The organism is Jatrophihabitans sp. (assembly GCF_051960575.1).
Classification (GTDB): domain Bacteria; phylum Actinomycetota; class Actinomycetes; order Mycobacteriales; family Jatrophihabitantaceae; genus JBQCEE01.
In genome coordinates this window covers 15,140-28,261 of sequence record NZ_JBQCEE010000212.1, presented here as the reverse complement: position 1 = coordinate 28,261, position 13,122 = coordinate 15,140, and the positions used below count along the sequence as shown (strand labels likewise).

Below are 13,122 nucleotides of genomic sequence, written 5' to 3'. Positions count from 1 at the left end.
CCCTGGCCCAGTCGCTCTCGCCCGCGAGATCTGACCGGGCCGGGGGACAAGCGGTATTCATCCGTCAGGTGATGCCGAGGCGGTCGAGCAGGGGTGGCAGCACGACCTCGGCGGCGAAGTGCGACTCGGCGAGCGCGCGGGCGGCCTCGGCGTGCCCGATCGGGTCGGCCAGGATGCGCGCCGCGCCCGCCGCCGCCGAATCGAGGTCGGTGAACGGGACCAGACCCATGCCGGACGGCAGATGCTGGCTGAACCCCGTCTCCTGCAGCAACGCCGGCCGGCCGGACGCGAGGTAGCGCACGGTGCGGTCGCTGAACCACGCCGTGCGCATGCCGACGTAGACGCCCTGTGCGACCGAGCACTCCGCCGCCGAGCCCTGCACGTAGGCCCGAAAGCCGTCCGGTGTGGCCGCCGCGGCCGGGTCGGCCAGCTGCCAGCCGTGCTCGAGCAGGGCCAGCCGGTCGCGGTCGTCGCCCGAGTGGATCGCCAGGGCCAGTTCGAGCGGGGCGTCGACGCGTCGCGGCAGCGCCATGATGCGCCGGAACTCGTGCACCTTGAGGCCGTACTCGCGTCCGCCCCAGCTGAGCGGGCCGTACGGCGGGCGCCAGCTGCTCACGGTCGTGAACCGGAACTCGTCCGGCAGCGGTACGGCCGGCCAGTCGGCGAGCACGACCGGCTGGCGCGTTGTGATCCAGTCGAGCCCGTTCGTGGGCACGAGGCAGTCGGGGTGGCCGAGATGCTCGGCGATGGTGACGAACCGGTCGTGGCCGGAAAGCCGTGCCCCCGCCAGCCCCTGCGCGTGCCACACCTGCGTGAACCCGGGATCGATGTCGACGAACACCCGCTGGGCGAAGCGCCTCAACAACTGCGGGGACGCGAGGTTGCCACTGATGTTGAGCAGCACCGCACCGTCCGCGACGTCGGACGGGTCCGGCCCCTCGACCACCTCGTCGTCGACGAGCAGCGTGGCCCGGTCAGCGAGCCCGAAGCGCCGCACGACGTCGGCGAAGTACGAGCGGCCGGCGGCCGAGGCGGCGTCCTCGACGAACCACACGTCGAGCCCGAGCTGCTGCAGCCCGCGCACCCAGCTCAGGCGCACCCACGCCTCACCGCCGCTGCCCGCCTTGTCGGCCAACGCACCGCCGACCACGACGGTCGTCATGCGGTCACCGCGTCGAGCAGCCTCGGCAGCACCACCGAGGTCGACAGCACCGATTCGGCCAGCTCGCGGGCGGCGCGGGCGTGCCGGGCGTGGTCGGCACGCACCGCCTCGATGCAGGCGACCGCTTCGTCGGGGGTCGAGAAGGTCAGCAGCCCGGCACCGGTCGGCAGCGTCGCCCCGGTGTCCTGCATGACCACCGGCCGCCCGGACGCGAGGTAGCAGGCGCTGCGGTCGCTGAACCATCCGCCCCGGGTGGCGACGTAGAGCTGCTTGGCGATGCACAGCTCGGCCGCCGAGTCGGCGAGGAAGCCGCGGTAGGCGTCGAGCGTGGCGACCGTGGACGGATCGCACAGCACCCAGCCGTCGGCCTCGAGCCGCACCCGGTCGGCGTCGTCGGCCGGGTCGATGTCGAGCGCCAGCCGAAAGTCGGCGCCGATGCGCACGGGCAGCCTGAGGAAGCGGCGGAACTCGTGCACGCGCAGGCCGTAGGTGCGTCCCGTGTACTCGATCGGCCCGAACGGGCCGCGCCAGCTCGCGACGCTCGTGAAGGGGCCGTCCGGGCGCGCCGGCTGCACCGGCCAGGCAGGCAGGAACACCGGCGGCACCGTGGTGATCCAGGGGCGGTCGAGCAGCGGCACGGTCGAGGCCGGCAGGTTCGTCCCGACGGTGGCGAAGACGTCGTGGCCGGCGAAGACGTCGGCCAGGCCGAGCGCCTGCCAGAGCTGCCCGAAGCCCGGGTCGATGTCGAGGAACACGCGGCGGGGTGCGGCGGCCAGCAGCTCGGGGTCGTCGAGGTAGCCCATGACGTTCAGCAGCAGCACCGACCGGCGCACCCGGTCGAGCGCGGTCGACCGTGCCGCGCCAGCAGCGCCGCCGTCCGGCAGCAGCACCGTCCAGCAGTCGCCGAGGCCGACCGAGGCCATGACGCCGCGCACCCACTCGACGCCGTCGGCGCTGTCCGCATCCGAGGGCAGCCGGTCGACGAAGTGCACGTCGTACCCCAGCCCGCGGAGGCCGAGCAGATACTGCAGGAACACCCAGGTGTGCCCGGGTCGCCCGGGGCGCTGCGCGAGCGCACCGCTGAGCACGACGACGTCCCGGGCCATGGCGACAGTGTGCCAGGCAAGGTAAAATCCGTGTTATGCAACCGCGACCCACCCTGCTCTTCGCCGGGACCATCGGTCGCGTCCCCCGACAGGGCGGCGCGGCGTGGGCGGTGTTGCAGTACCTGCTCGGATTCCGTGCGCTCGGCTGGGATGTCTGGTTCGTCGAACCCGCCCCGGTCGCGGCGGCCGACGAGGTGGCGCGCGTGCTCGAACCCTTCGGTTTCGCGGGGCGGTGGGCCGTCATCGACGCCGACGGCACGACGGCGGGCGCCGAGCGCGGCGACGTGCTCGCCGCGGCCCGGCGCGCCGACCTGCTCGTCAACGTCGCCGGCATGCTGACCGACCGGGCGATCCTCGACCGCGTGCCGGTGCGGGTCTACCTCGACCTCGATCCCGCGTTCGTGCAGCTGTGGCACGCCGTCGAGGGCGTCGACATGCGCTTCGCCGCGCACACCGACTTCGTGACGCTGAGCGACTCGGTCGGGCGCACCATCCCGGCCTGCGGGATCGAGTGGGTGCCGCTGCTGCCGCCCGTCGTGCTGGCGCAGTGGCCGTGGGCCGACACGCTGCGGCACGACGCGTTCACCACCGTCGGGCACTGGCGCGCATACGGGTCGATCCACGCCGACGGCGTGCACTACGGGCAGAAGGCGCACGCGCTGCGGCCGCTGCTCGACCTGCCGTCACGGGTCGGCAAGCAACTCACGCCGGCACTCGCCATCCACCCGGACGAGACGGCCGACCTCGCCGCCCTGCACGCGCACGGGTGGCAGTTGCTCGACCCCGACACCGTCGCCGCCGGCCCGCAGCAGTACCGCGACTTCGTCGCGGGCTCGTTCGCCGAGTTCGGCGTGGCCAAGACCGGCTACGTCGTCAGCGACTCGGGCTGGTTCAGTGACCGCAGCGCCGCCTACCTCGCCAGCGGCCGGCCGGTGGTCACGTCGGCCACCGGCTTCGAGCGCCGGCTGCCCGCCGGCAAGGGGCTGCTGTCGTTCACCGACCTCGACTCGGCCGCGGGCGCCATCGAGGCCGTGACCGACGAGTACGCCGACCACCGGCACGCCGCCCGCGCCCTGGCCGAGACGCACCTCGACGCGGGCGTCGTGCTGACCGGCCTGCTCAACCGGGTGCTCGCGTGAAGCCGTCCGACGACGACCTGCACGCGCTGTTCCCGGGCGCCGCCCTCGTCGCCCGCCGCCCCTACGCCTACGCGACAAGCAGCCCGCTCACCGAGGTGGTGCTGCAGCACCCGCACGGCACGCAACGGCTGTTGCTGAAGCAGCTGCACGCCCGCCGTGACTACCCGCCCGGACGCGAGCTCACGATCTACCGTGACGTTCTCTGCCCGGCCGGGATCGGCCCGCGGCTCTACGGATGTGGAGACGACTGGTTGCTGATCGAGCTCGTCGAGGGCGTCGAGATCTGGCAGCTCGGCGAGTTCGACCGGTGGCTGGCCGTGGCGGCGTGGCTCGGTGAGCACCACCGCCGCTTCGCCGGCTTCGACGAGGCGCCCCTGCTCGGCGAGGCGACCCTGCTCGCCTGGCTCGACCGCGCCGCACCGCGCACCACCGGGCTCGACCTCGACGCCGCGCTCACCGAGCTGCAGGTGCTCGCGCAGCGGCCCACGACCCTCGTCCATGGCGAGTTCTATCCGTCCAACGTGCTGGTGAGCGGCTCGCGCGTCGTGCCCGTCGACTGGGAGACGGCCGGCGTCGGGCCGGGCGTGCTCGACCTGGCCGCCTTCGTCACCGGCTGGCGCGAGCCGCAGGCCCAGCAGCTGGTCGAGGCGTACGGCGGTGCGGACGCCCGCGATCTCGACCGCGCCCGGCTCGCCCTCGCGCTGCGGTGGCTCGGCTGGACGGACACCTGGACGCCGCCGGCGGAGCACCGGCACGACTGGCTGGTCGAGGCCAGGGCGGCGCTGGCGCGGCTCAACCCTGTGACCGCATGACAGCGCGGGTGCTCATCGTCAACGCCGACGACTTCGGTCGCTCGCCCGGCGTGAACGAGGGCACCATCGCCTGCCACCGCGACGGCGTCGTCACCAGCGCCAGCCTGATGGTGCGCTGGCCCGATGCGGCGGCGGCAGGCGCGTACGCCGCCGCGAACCCCGACGGTCTCAGCGTCGGGCTGCACTTCGACCTCGGCGAGTGGTACTGGGCCGACGGCGACTGGCACGAGCGCTACGTGGTCACGGCGTCCGACGACGTCGCTGCGGTGACCGCCGAGCTCGAGTACCAGCTGGCCCGCTTCGTCCAGCTCGTCGGACGCCCGCCGACCCATCTCGACTCGCACCAGCACGTGCACCGCGACCCGCTCGTCGGGCGCATCGTCGCGGCCGCCGGGCGCCGGCTCGGGGTGCCCGTACGCGACCAGTGCGCCGACATCGCCTACTGCGGCCGGTTCTACGGCCAGGACGGCAAGGGGTACCCGTTCCCCGAGTTCGTCGGGCTGGACGCGTGGCGCACCATCGTCGCCGAGCTGCCGCCCGGCATCACCGAGCTCGGCTGCCACCCCGGCACCCGCGACGACGTGCCAGGCTACGGCCCCGAGCGCATCCTCGAGTGCGCCGTGCTCCGCGACCCCCGCGCCCGCGCCGTACTGGACGACCACGGCGTGCGCCTCGCCACCTACCCCGCCGCCCGCGCCGCCCTGGCCACCCGCGCCGAGTGACGACCCGTTCCGTCGAGTGACGGCCCGACACGCGTGGGTTTGCGGGCCATTTCCGTCACTCGGCGTCGAAGCGCGCAGCTCAGGTCGTCCAGCGCAGGGCGAGGATCGCGATGTCGTCCTCCGACCCGCTCGGGGTGACGGTGCGCAGCACATCATCCAGTTCGGACGAGAGGGCCCGGCCCCCGTGCACCGCGTCGGCCAGCCGCTGCATGCCGTCGTCGATGAGTTCGCCGCGGCGCTCGACCAGTCCGTCGGTGAAGGCGAGGAACGCCGCGCCCGGCGGCACCACATGGGTCGAGGCGACGTACTGCGTCGGCGCGATGCCCAGCGGGCGTCCGGTCGGCACGGCGAGGAACTCGCGCGTGCCGTCGGCGACGACGAGCGGCGCGAGGTGCCCGGCGCTGGCGAGGGTGACGGTGCGGTCGCGGATGCTGCCGAGCCCGACGAGCGCGGTGGCCATGTGCCCGTCGACGCGCAGGTCGAGGTCGCGCGAGGTCATGCTCAGCGCCACCTCGGGCGCGTGCCCCTCGAGCAGGTACGCCCGCAGGGTGAAGCGCAGCCGGCCCATCAGCGCGGCCGCCTCGACGCCGTGGCCGGACACGTCGCCGACGGCGAAGGCGAAGCGGTCGGCGTCGATCGGCACGACGGTGTACCAGTCGCCGCCGATGTCGACGCCGCGCGCGCCGGCCACGTACCGCGACGCGACCTCCAGCCCCGGGATGTCGGGGTCGAAGCGCGGCAGCAGCGCGCGTTGCAACAGTTCCACGTTGGTGCGCATCTCGCGGTAGTTGTCGTCGAGCTGCTCGTAGAGCCGCGAGATGGTGCGGGCGTCCGACTCGGCGGTGGCGCGGCCGCTCACGAGCTGGCCGGCGACCAGGGCGCTGAGCGCGGTGAGCACCACGCCGCCGACGATGAGCAGCCAGGGCAGGTCGGCGTTGAGCGACCCGCCGAGATGGCCCGACGGCGTGGTCACCAACGTGAGCATCCGGTCGCCGAAGTCGATGCGCTCGCGGGCCACGACCCCGGTGAGCGGCAGGTCGCTGTTCGCGCGGTCGGTGGTCTGCAGCGCGGCGAAGCTCTCGCGCGTGCCGATGTAGGTCGCGAAGTGCACGCCGACGAACGCGGGGTTGCTCTCGGCCGGCACCCGCCGGTTCGCCGGGATCGCCCGCTCGGCGTAGACGGCATACCGCCCGCCCTTGCTGCCGACGGCGTAGGCGATGCGCTGGCCGGTCGGGGTGGTCAGCGGCGCGATCCGGAACGTCGGCACGCCGGGCGCGCCGGCCGCGAACCTGCCGACGGCGCCCGCCGACTGGCCGGTCGGTACGCCGATGCTCGCCAGCTGCCGGGGCGGTCCGCTCACGTCCCAGAGCGAAACGTCGACGAAGCGGGCGGGTGGGGCGGAGCCGACGACGGTGCGCATCCAGTCGGTGAACCCGGACGGCGAGCCCTGCGTCGCGTTCGCGATGCCCAGCGCCGTCTGCAACGGGTTCACGTTCTGCGTGATCGCCGACTCGATCACCGCGGCGGCCTGCCGGGTCTGGTGCTGCAGCAGCGTCCGCTCGGTGTCGCGGTCGATGACGTGCGCCGTCCAGGCGAGGATCGCCGTCACCGCCAGCCCGAGCACGACGACCGGCGCCACCACCCAGAGGACACGGCGACGGGTCGCGTCCGGGGCGCCGATGTCGGCGGAGCGGTCGGGCACGCGCGGCTGCTTTCTCGTCGGTGGACGACATCAAGCGCGTGTGCTCGGCCGGACGCCAGTCCCGCGCACTCTAAGCGACGCCGGGCCGCGCCGTCTCAACGGACGTCGAACATCCTGAATTGGACGCTGATGCGGGGCCCGACCGGTTTGGCCGTCTTCGGCACGGCGTGCTCCCAGGTGCGCTGGCAGCTGCCGCCCATGACGAGCAGGTCGCCGTGCCCGAGCTCGTAGCGCAGCGTTCGCCCGCCACCGCCTTTCGGGCGCAGCATCAGCAGCCGGGGACAGCCGAGCGATACGATCGCGATCATCGTGTCGTGCAGCGAGCTGCGGCCGATGCGGTCACCGTGCCAGGCCACGCTGTCGCGTCCGTCGCGATAGAGGCACAGGCCCGCGGTGACGAACGGCTCGCCCGCCTCGGGCAGATAGTGCTCGTCGAGCAACTGTTTCGCGCGGACGAGGGCGGGGTCGGGCAGACGGTCACCCTCGCCGAAGAAGGACAGCAGCCGAGGCACGGCCACAACCCGGTCGTACATCGGACGCCGCTCGGCATGCCACGGCACGGTCTCGCGCAGCCGCTCGAACAGGCTGTCGGAGCCGAGGATCCAGCGGCGCTGCACGTCGATCCACGCCCCGTCGGACAGCTGGGTGCGCTCGACGGCGAGCGGCGGCACGGCCGTCTCGACCGACTCGTCGAACAGCGAAGCCTGGAACGCGACCACGTCTCGACTGTACGCCTGTTCTAATCGTTGCAGCCATTACCGTTAAGAGGGTGACCGGCAAGTACCGCTTCCTGCTGCGACCGGGTTGGGTGGCGCTCGCGCTGCTCACCGTCGCGCTGGTCGTGACGATGGTGCTACTCGGCCACTGGCAACTGGACGTGAGCGACAGCAAGCACTTCAGTCTGCAGAATTTCGGCTACGCCCTGCAGTGGTGGGCGTTCAGCATCTTCACCCTCGCGTTCTTCGCGCGGCTCGTGCGCGACCGTGTGCGCACGACCCGCTCGGGCACGGGTGCGGGCGACCCAACACCGGCTGAGCCCACCCAACGGGTCGAGCCCCCGGTCACCTACCGTCGCTACGTGCCGCCGGCGCCCGTGCGGGCCGACGACCCCGAACTCGCGGCCTACAACGACTACCTGGCCGGCCTCGCGCAGCCCGCGACGCAGGACGAAGGACGGACATGACCTCGACGAGCACCGTCAGCTGGAACGGCACCGGCCAGCCGCCCCTGCCCGCCGGCACCCTCGCCGCGGCGAGCGGGCACCTGACCAGGTACCGCGTCATGGCGTTCACCACCGGTGTCGTGCTGCTCGCCGGCACCATCGCGCTGATCATGAAGGCTGCCGGCGTCAAGCACATGGAGCCGGCCACCGGCCTGCTCTGGGTCGCCCACGGCTGGCTGTACCTGATCTACGTCATCGCGACCGCGGCGCTGGGCGTGCGGCTGCGATGGCCGATCCCGCGGTACGCGCTGGTCATGCTCGCCGGCACCATCCCGACGATGTCGTTCGTCGCCGAGCACTACGTCACCCGCGCCGCCCGCTCGGCCGAGCAGGCCTGACCCAGCCCCGGCCTGCCGTCTCGGGTCGGCCTTTGCGCCGCCACCTGTCGGTCCGGACGCGTCCACCCGTCAGCTGGGGGCGCAAAGCGGGGCCGAGGGTGGGTGTTTGCGCCGCCACCTGTCGGTTCAGACGCGTCCGCCCGTCAACTGGGGGCGCAGAGCGGGGCCGGGGGTGGGTGTTTGCGCCGCCACCTGTCGGCTCGGACGCGTCCACCCGTCAATTGGGGGCGCAAACAGATGGGGTCAGCCGGTGGCCGAGGCGGAGCGTCCGCCCATCGCCTCGACCAGGTCGCCGCGGGCACGGGCGACGCGCGACCGGATCGTCCCGACCGGGCACCCGCACACCTCGGCGGCCTCGGCGTAGGACAGTCCGACGACCTGCGTCAGCACGAACGCCTCGCGGCGGTCGGGGTCGAGCGCCTCGAGCAGGGCGTTGAGCGCGACGCCCTCGGCGTGGTCGCTCGCGACACCCGCCGCCTCCATCGGACGTCCCCGCTCACGCACCGCCCGGCGCACTGCGTCCGCGCAGGTGTTGCGGGCGATCGTCAGCAGCCAGGTCTTGGCCTCCGACCGGCCGAGGAAGCGGTGCAGCGAGGCGAACGCGCGGGCGTAGGTCTCCTGGGTGAGGTCGTCGGCGTCGGCCGGGCTGCCGAGGTGGGCGCACATCCGCCAGACGGCCGGCTGGGTGGCGCGGACGAACTCGGTCGCCGCAGCGCGGTCGCCGCGGCGGGCCCGCAGCGCGGCGGCGGTGATCTCGTCCACGTCGGTCATCCTTCTCGTCCACACCCGGGAACCGTTCGGCACCCTCCGACGACCAATCGTCTCGTGAGGTGCGATCGGTTCCGCGAAGCACTCTCAGCGCAACTCGACGGCGAGGCGCTGGGGGTGCCGTCGGCTGCGTTCGAGGCCCATCGTGCCGCCTGTTCGCTGTGTGCGACATGGGCGGACGATGCGGCCCGGCTGCACCGCCTGGTGCGCGTCCGTGCCGTCGACGTGCCCGACCTGTCCGCCGCGATCACCGCCGACGTCGTGCTGCCGGCCGGCCGGGTGAACCGGTGGCGGCTGACCCTGCGCATGGGGCTGGTGCTCGCCGGGCTCGCGCAGATCGTGCTCGGGCTCCTCGGCAGCGCGGGCGACTCGGTCGGCATGGCGATGTCGATGCACGCCACGCACGAGAACGCGGCCTTCAACCTGGCCATCGCCGCGGCCTTCGTCGCCGCGGCCGCGTCACCCCGGCGGGCGTCGGGGTTGGTGCCGCTGCTCGCGACCTTCATGCTGGTACTGATCGGGTTGTCGATCCACGACGTGGCGGACGGGGAGGTCACCGTGTCGCGGCTGGCCACCCACCTCGGCGTGCTGATCGGACTGGTGATGCTCGTGGTGCTCGACCGGCTCGAGCGCGCCCTGCCGCCCACCTGGCCGGGTGCGCGCACGACGGCCGCCGTCGACCACGACGACCGGCCGCTGCGGGGTGTCGCGTGAGACGCCTGCGCATCGTCGTCGGCGCGCTGTTCGCCACGCTGTTCGCCGCCCTGCTGCTGGCCGGGCCTGCCAGTGCCCACTCGTCGCTCATCGGCTCGTCGCCGTCGGACGGGCAGCGGCTGAAGTCCGCGCCGACGACGGTGACCTTGACCTTCGACGAGAGCGTGGGGCTGGGCGCCGTCGGCTACGTGCACGTCACCGACTCGAGCGGCGCCCGGGTCGACGCCCGCGCCGCGTACCACCCCAAGGGACTCGGTGGTGTCGTCGCCGACGACCTCAAGCCCGGCCTGAAGCCCGACACGTACACGGTCAGCTACCGCATCGTCTCGGCCGACTCGCACCCCGTCGCGGGCACGCTGCGGTTCGTGGTGGGCAACGGCCCTCTGCTCGAGCCCAGTTCGTCGGCGACCACCGAGACCGTGAACCGGACGACGTCGGTGGCCTTCGACGTCGTGCGCTGGCTGTCGTACGCCGGCATCGCGCTGCTCGGCGGGGCGTGGCTGGCGATGACCGTCTGGCCGGCCGGCCGCACCGACTCGCGCTCGCGGCGGCTGGTCGCGGCGGGCTGGATCGCGTCGGTGGTCGCCGCCGTGCTGGCGCTGCTCGTGCAGGGCCCCTACACCGCCGGGCTCGGGCTCGGCTCGACCTTCGACAACGGGCTCATCGACGACACCCTGCACACCAACTACGGCCACATGGTGTCGGCGCGGCTGATCCTGCTCGGCCTGCTCGGTCCGCTGCTGGCGCGCGCCTTCGAGGACGATGCCGTCGAGTCGCGCTTCGAGATCCTGGCCTGGCCGCTCGGCGCCGGCATCGCGGTCACCTTCGCGGCCTCGGGGCACGCCGACACCACCTCGCCGCGCGCGCTGTCGGTGCTGCTCGACGGACTGCACGTCGTCGCGATGATGGCCTGGCTCGGCGGGCTGGTGATGCTGGTGGCGGCGGTGCTGCCGCGCCGTTCGGCGGCTGAGCTGGGCGTGGTGCTGCCGGTCTTCTCGAAGACTGCGTTCACCTCGGTGCTCGTGCTCGCCTCGACCGGTACCTACGCGGCGTGGCGGGGTGTCGGTACCTGGAGCGCCGTGTTCACGACCACCTACGGGTGGCTCGTCAACATCAAGATCGTGCTCTTCCTGGCGCTGGTGGCGCTCGGGAACCTGTCACGCAAGGCGGTGCAGCGGCTGGCGGTGGCGCCGGTGGTCGCCGCGCCGGTGGCCGAGGCCGAGCTGGACGCTGTCTCCCGGCCCCGCCCGGCGGCTCGCGTCCCGGCGACGGTCGTCGCGGGCGGCTCGTCCGAGACGGTGGGCAGTGACACCTCGCGTCCCGGATCTGTCATACAGAAGTTGACGGAGACCGACGTCGACGATTCGTACTTCGACGGCGACGACCTGCCGCCCGAGCACCGGGTACCGGCCGAGCGGCTGCGGCGGGCGGTGTTCGTCGAGGTGCTGCTCGGCGTCCTGGTGCTCGTCGCCTCGGCGGTGCTGGTCGCCGAGCCCCGCGGCAAGGAGGCGCTGGCCGAGCAGTACGCGCAGCCGGTGTCGGCGACGGCCTCGCTCGGCGGCGGACGGTCGGTGACGATCCGGCTCGACCGTGGCGTCCACGGCGTCGTCTCGGCAACCGTCACGACCTCGTCGCCGGCCCAGCAGGTCACCGCGTCGGCGCAGCAGACGGCGGCGCAGATCGGTCCGGTGCCGCTGAACCTGGTGAAGGCCTCGCCGACGCAGTGGTCGTCGTCGGGCGTCAACCTGCCGGTGTCCGGATCGTGGCAGTTCGACCTCGTCGTCACCACCTCGTCGATCGATGCCGTCACCACCGACGTGAAGATCAGCCTGCACTGATGCGCGCGCGTTCCGCCTTGCCCCGCAGCTCCGGGATCTCCGCACTGCTTGTCCCGGACCTCCAGGACAAGCAGCCCGAATGTGCCGGAGCTGCGGGACAAGGCCGCCTCTCACCCGCCGCGCGGAGGATGGCGTCATGACGCGGACGCGACTGGCCGGCTCGGTCGTCGGCGTGCTCGTGCTGGTGCTCGGCGTGCTGCTGCTCTGGCGCTCGTCGACCCCGGAGTCGACCGGTTCGTCCGGGTCGTCGGCCCAGGGCATCACGATCAGCGGCGCGTACGTGCGGGCGCCGCTGCCCCCGACCCGCAACGCCGCCGCGTACTTCACGCTCACGAACAACACCGACCAGCCCGACCGGCTGCTCTCGGTCGACAGCGGCGCCGGCGCGTCGACGGTGCTGCACGTGACGTCGTCCGACGGATCGATGGCGGCGATGTCCGACGGCGTGGTGCTGCCGGCGCACGGATCGATCACGCTCTCGCCAGGCAAGGGCCACGTGATGATCGAGAACGTCTACGGGACGCTCAAGGCCGGCGACAACGTCAACATCCAGCTGACCCTCGAACGGGCCGGCTCGCTCGAGGTCGACGCGAAGGTGATCGCCCCGACGGCGCCGGTGCCCGGCGACTGACCGCAGCTTGTCCCCCCCGCCCAGTCAGTTTGCCGGGTCGGATCTGACTGGCGCGGGGGACAAGGCGTCGTGATTGTCAGTGCGGGTCGGGGACGAGGACGCCGCGCGCCTGCTTGAGCTGGACGTCGGTGGTGCGCGCCGGGCCGGGCATCGGGGCGGTGGCGAGCGGGGTCCAGGTCGCGCCGTTGTCGAGGCTGAAGTCGGCCGACCACGTCGCGGTGAGCGTGACGCGCATGGTGCCGGTCGCCCGGTAGGTGTGGCCGTAGTAGGCCGGGCACTCGGCGGTGTCGCACGTGCCGGCGTTGGGGTACGGCGTGCCGGGCGTCGTAGTCGTGTCGGACGAGCCGTCGCCGAAGTCCCAGTGGGCGGCCGTGAGGTGGATGCGCAGGCGCACGCTGCGGCCGACGACCGTCACGGTGCCGAGGTCACGGTCGACCGCGGTGCCGGCCCAGAAGATCGTCTCGGCATTCACCAGGTCGGTGCCGTGCGTCGTGCCGATGTCGACCGCGGGCAGCAGCCGGACCACCGCCTCGCGCAGTGCCTCGGTCGTCGGCACGGGGTCGGGGTCGCCCGGACACCAGAAGTCGAGCACCACCCACTGTCCGGCCGCGTTGCGCTGCTCGACCAGGAAGGTGTCGACGGGTGTCCGCACGCCGTTCTGATCGACGAAGCAGCTGACCACCTGCGCGCCGCAGGCGCCTTGGTTCCACGACCCGCCCGCCTTGTTCGTCGGGTCCTGGCCGCAGTCGATGATCCGGATTGGCAGGGCCGCGCCCGCCGTGACGGCGTCGCCGGCACCGCTGACCGAGACGCACTTACCGTCGACGACTACTCCGTAGCCGTTGCCGAAGAGGCCCCCGCCTTGGGCGAGTACGCACGAGATGGAATCCGCGTATGCGGCGTTCGACCACTGGGGGCCATAGAAGAGGCCGAGCACGACGCTCATCACGCTTACTAGCCGGAGCCCC

The 13,122-nt window shown here is 72.8% G+C and carries 14 protein-coding genes; 8 read left to right on the top strand and 6 right to left on the bottom strand.

The genetic code is table 11. The annotated features are described in order from the left end of the window. Positions 1–64: 64 nt before the first annotated feature. Together ACTHMS_RS11850 and ACTHMS_RS11845 are read right to left on the bottom strand one after the other, a co-directional pair. Positions 65–1,162, bottom strand: a complete 1,098-nt coding sequence (locus ACTHMS_RS11850; RefSeq protein WP_440306869.1) for a glycosyltransferase — start codon at positions 1,160–1,162, stop codon at positions 65–67. Next, complete coding sequence (locus ACTHMS_RS11845; protein WP_440306868.1) at positions 1,159–2,268, bottom strand: hypothetical protein; 1,110 nt, start codon at positions 2,266–2,268, stop codon at positions 1,159–1,161. Before ACTHMS_RS11845 ends, ACTHMS_RS11850 begins: the two co-directional genes overlap by 4 nt. A 35-nt stretch (positions 2,269–2,303) precedes the next feature. On the opposite strand from ACTHMS_RS11845, the gene ACTHMS_RS11840 reads away from it, so the two are divergent. The 3 genes from ACTHMS_RS11840 to ACTHMS_RS11830 are packed head-to-tail and all read left to right on the top strand — an operon-like array spanning position 2,304 to position 4,941. Further along, positions 2,304–3,407 carry a glycosyltransferase gene (locus ACTHMS_RS11840; RefSeq protein WP_440306867.1) on the top strand — a complete coding sequence of 368 codons (1,104 nt, stop codon included), beginning with the start codon at positions 2,304–2,306 and terminating at the stop codon, positions 3,405–3,407. Further along, the gene (locus tag ACTHMS_RS11835) at positions 3,404–4,219 is read left to right on the top strand and encodes a phosphotransferase (protein WP_440306866.1); all 816 of its coding nucleotides are present in this window, start codon (positions 3,404–3,406) and stop codon (positions 4,217–4,219) included. Before ACTHMS_RS11840 ends, ACTHMS_RS11835 begins: the two co-directional genes overlap by 4 nt. Then, the gene (locus ACTHMS_RS11830) at positions 4,216–4,941 is read left to right on the top strand and encodes a carbohydrate deacetylase (RefSeq protein WP_440306865.1); all 726 of its coding nucleotides are present in this window, start codon (positions 4,216–4,218) and stop codon (positions 4,939–4,941) included. The genes ACTHMS_RS11835 and ACTHMS_RS11830 overlap by 4 nt, the downstream gene beginning before the upstream one ends. A gap of 79 nt (positions 4,942–5,020) precedes the next feature. Here ACTHMS_RS11830 and ACTHMS_RS11825 read toward each other — a convergent pair whose 3' ends face one another. Next, positions 5,021–6,643: a PP2C family protein-serine/threonine phosphatase gene (locus tag ACTHMS_RS11825; RefSeq protein WP_440306864.1), complete on the bottom strand. Its 1,623-nt coding sequence runs from the start codon at positions 6,641–6,643 to the stop codon at positions 5,021–5,023. 95 nt (positions 6,644–6,738) lie between these two features. After that, positions 6,739–7,362, bottom strand: a complete 624-nt coding sequence (locus ACTHMS_RS11820; RefSeq protein WP_440306863.1) for an alpha-ketoglutarate-dependent dioxygenase AlkB — start codon at positions 7,360–7,362, stop codon at positions 6,739–6,741. Between the two features lie 50 nt (positions 7,363–7,412). On the opposite strand from ACTHMS_RS11820, the gene ACTHMS_RS11815 reads away from it, so the two are divergent. After that, positions 7,413–7,826, top strand: a complete 414-nt coding sequence (locus ACTHMS_RS11815; protein WP_440306862.1) for a hypothetical protein — start codon at positions 7,413–7,415, stop codon at positions 7,824–7,826. Then, positions 7,823–8,203, top strand: coding sequence for a DUF3817 domain-containing protein (locus tag ACTHMS_RS11810; protein ID WP_440306861.1), 381 nt, complete (start codon positions 7,823–7,825; stop codon positions 8,201–8,203). Before ACTHMS_RS11815 ends, ACTHMS_RS11810 begins: the two co-directional genes overlap by 4 nt. A 243-nt stretch (positions 8,204–8,446) precedes the next feature. On the opposite strand, the gene ACTHMS_RS11805 is transcribed toward ACTHMS_RS11810, so the two are convergent. Further along, positions 8,447–8,974: a sigma-70 family RNA polymerase sigma factor gene (locus ACTHMS_RS11805; protein WP_440306860.1), complete on the bottom strand. Its 528-nt coding sequence runs from the start codon at positions 8,972–8,974 to the stop codon at positions 8,447–8,449. Positions 8,975–9,028: 54 nt separating this feature from the next. Between ACTHMS_RS11805 and ACTHMS_RS11800 the strand changes: the two genes are divergently transcribed. From ACTHMS_RS11800 to ACTHMS_RS11790, 3 genes are all read left to right on the top strand, one after another. Beyond that, on the top strand, positions 9,029–9,685 hold the full coding sequence (locus ACTHMS_RS11800) for a zf-HC2 domain-containing protein (RefSeq protein WP_440306859.1): 657 nt from the start codon (positions 9,029–9,031) through the stop codon (positions 9,683–9,685). Beyond that, positions 9,682–11,523: a copper resistance CopC/CopD family protein gene (locus ACTHMS_RS11795; protein WP_440306858.1), complete on the top strand. Its 1,842-nt coding sequence runs from the start codon at positions 9,682–9,684 to the stop codon at positions 11,521–11,523. The genes ACTHMS_RS11800 and ACTHMS_RS11795 overlap by 4 nt, the downstream gene beginning before the upstream one ends. 136 nt (positions 11,524–11,659) lie before the next feature. Beyond that, entirely contained in the window at positions 11,660–12,154 is a 495-nt protein-coding gene (locus ACTHMS_RS11790; RefSeq protein WP_440306857.1) for a copper chaperone PCu(A)C, read from the top strand. A 76-nt stretch (positions 12,155–12,230) separates the two neighbouring features. Here the strand turns inward: ACTHMS_RS11790 and ACTHMS_RS11785 are convergent, their stop codons facing one another. Beyond that, entirely contained in the window at positions 12,231–13,100 is an 870-nt protein-coding gene (locus ACTHMS_RS11785; RefSeq protein ID WP_440306856.1) for a hypothetical protein, read from the bottom strand. Positions 13,101–13,122: the final 22 nt, after the last annotated feature.

Coding starts and splice junctions, on each gene's coding strand:
- ACTHMS_RS11785 (WP_440306856.1), bottom strand. CDS start 13,100: ATGAGCGTCGTGCTCGGCCTCTTCTATGGCCCCCAGTGGTCGAACGCC.
- ACTHMS_RS11840 (WP_440306867.1), top strand. CDS start 2,304: ATGCAACCGCGACCCACCCTGCTCTTCGCCGGGACCATCGGTCGCGTC.
- ACTHMS_RS11810 (WP_440306861.1), top strand. CDS start 7,823: ATGACCTCGACGAGCACCGTCAGCTGGAACGGCACCGGCCAGCCGCCC.
- ACTHMS_RS11805 (WP_440306860.1), bottom strand. CDS start 8,974: ATGACCGACGTGGACGAGATCACCGCCGCCGCGCTGCGGGCCCGCCGC.
- ACTHMS_RS11850 (WP_440306869.1), bottom strand. CDS start 1,162: ATGACGACCGTCGTGGTCGGCGGTGCGTTGGCCGACAAGGCGGGCAGC.
- ACTHMS_RS11790 (WP_440306857.1), top strand. CDS start 11,660: ATGACGCGGACGCGACTGGCCGGCTCGGTCGTCGGCGTGCTCGTGCTG.
- ACTHMS_RS11830 (WP_440306865.1), top strand. CDS start 4,216: ATGACAGCGCGGGTGCTCATCGTCAACGCCGACGACTTCGGTCGCTCG.
- ACTHMS_RS11845 (WP_440306868.1), bottom strand. CDS start 2,268: ATGGCCCGGGACGTCGTCGTGCTCAGCGGTGCGCTCGCGCAGCGCCCC.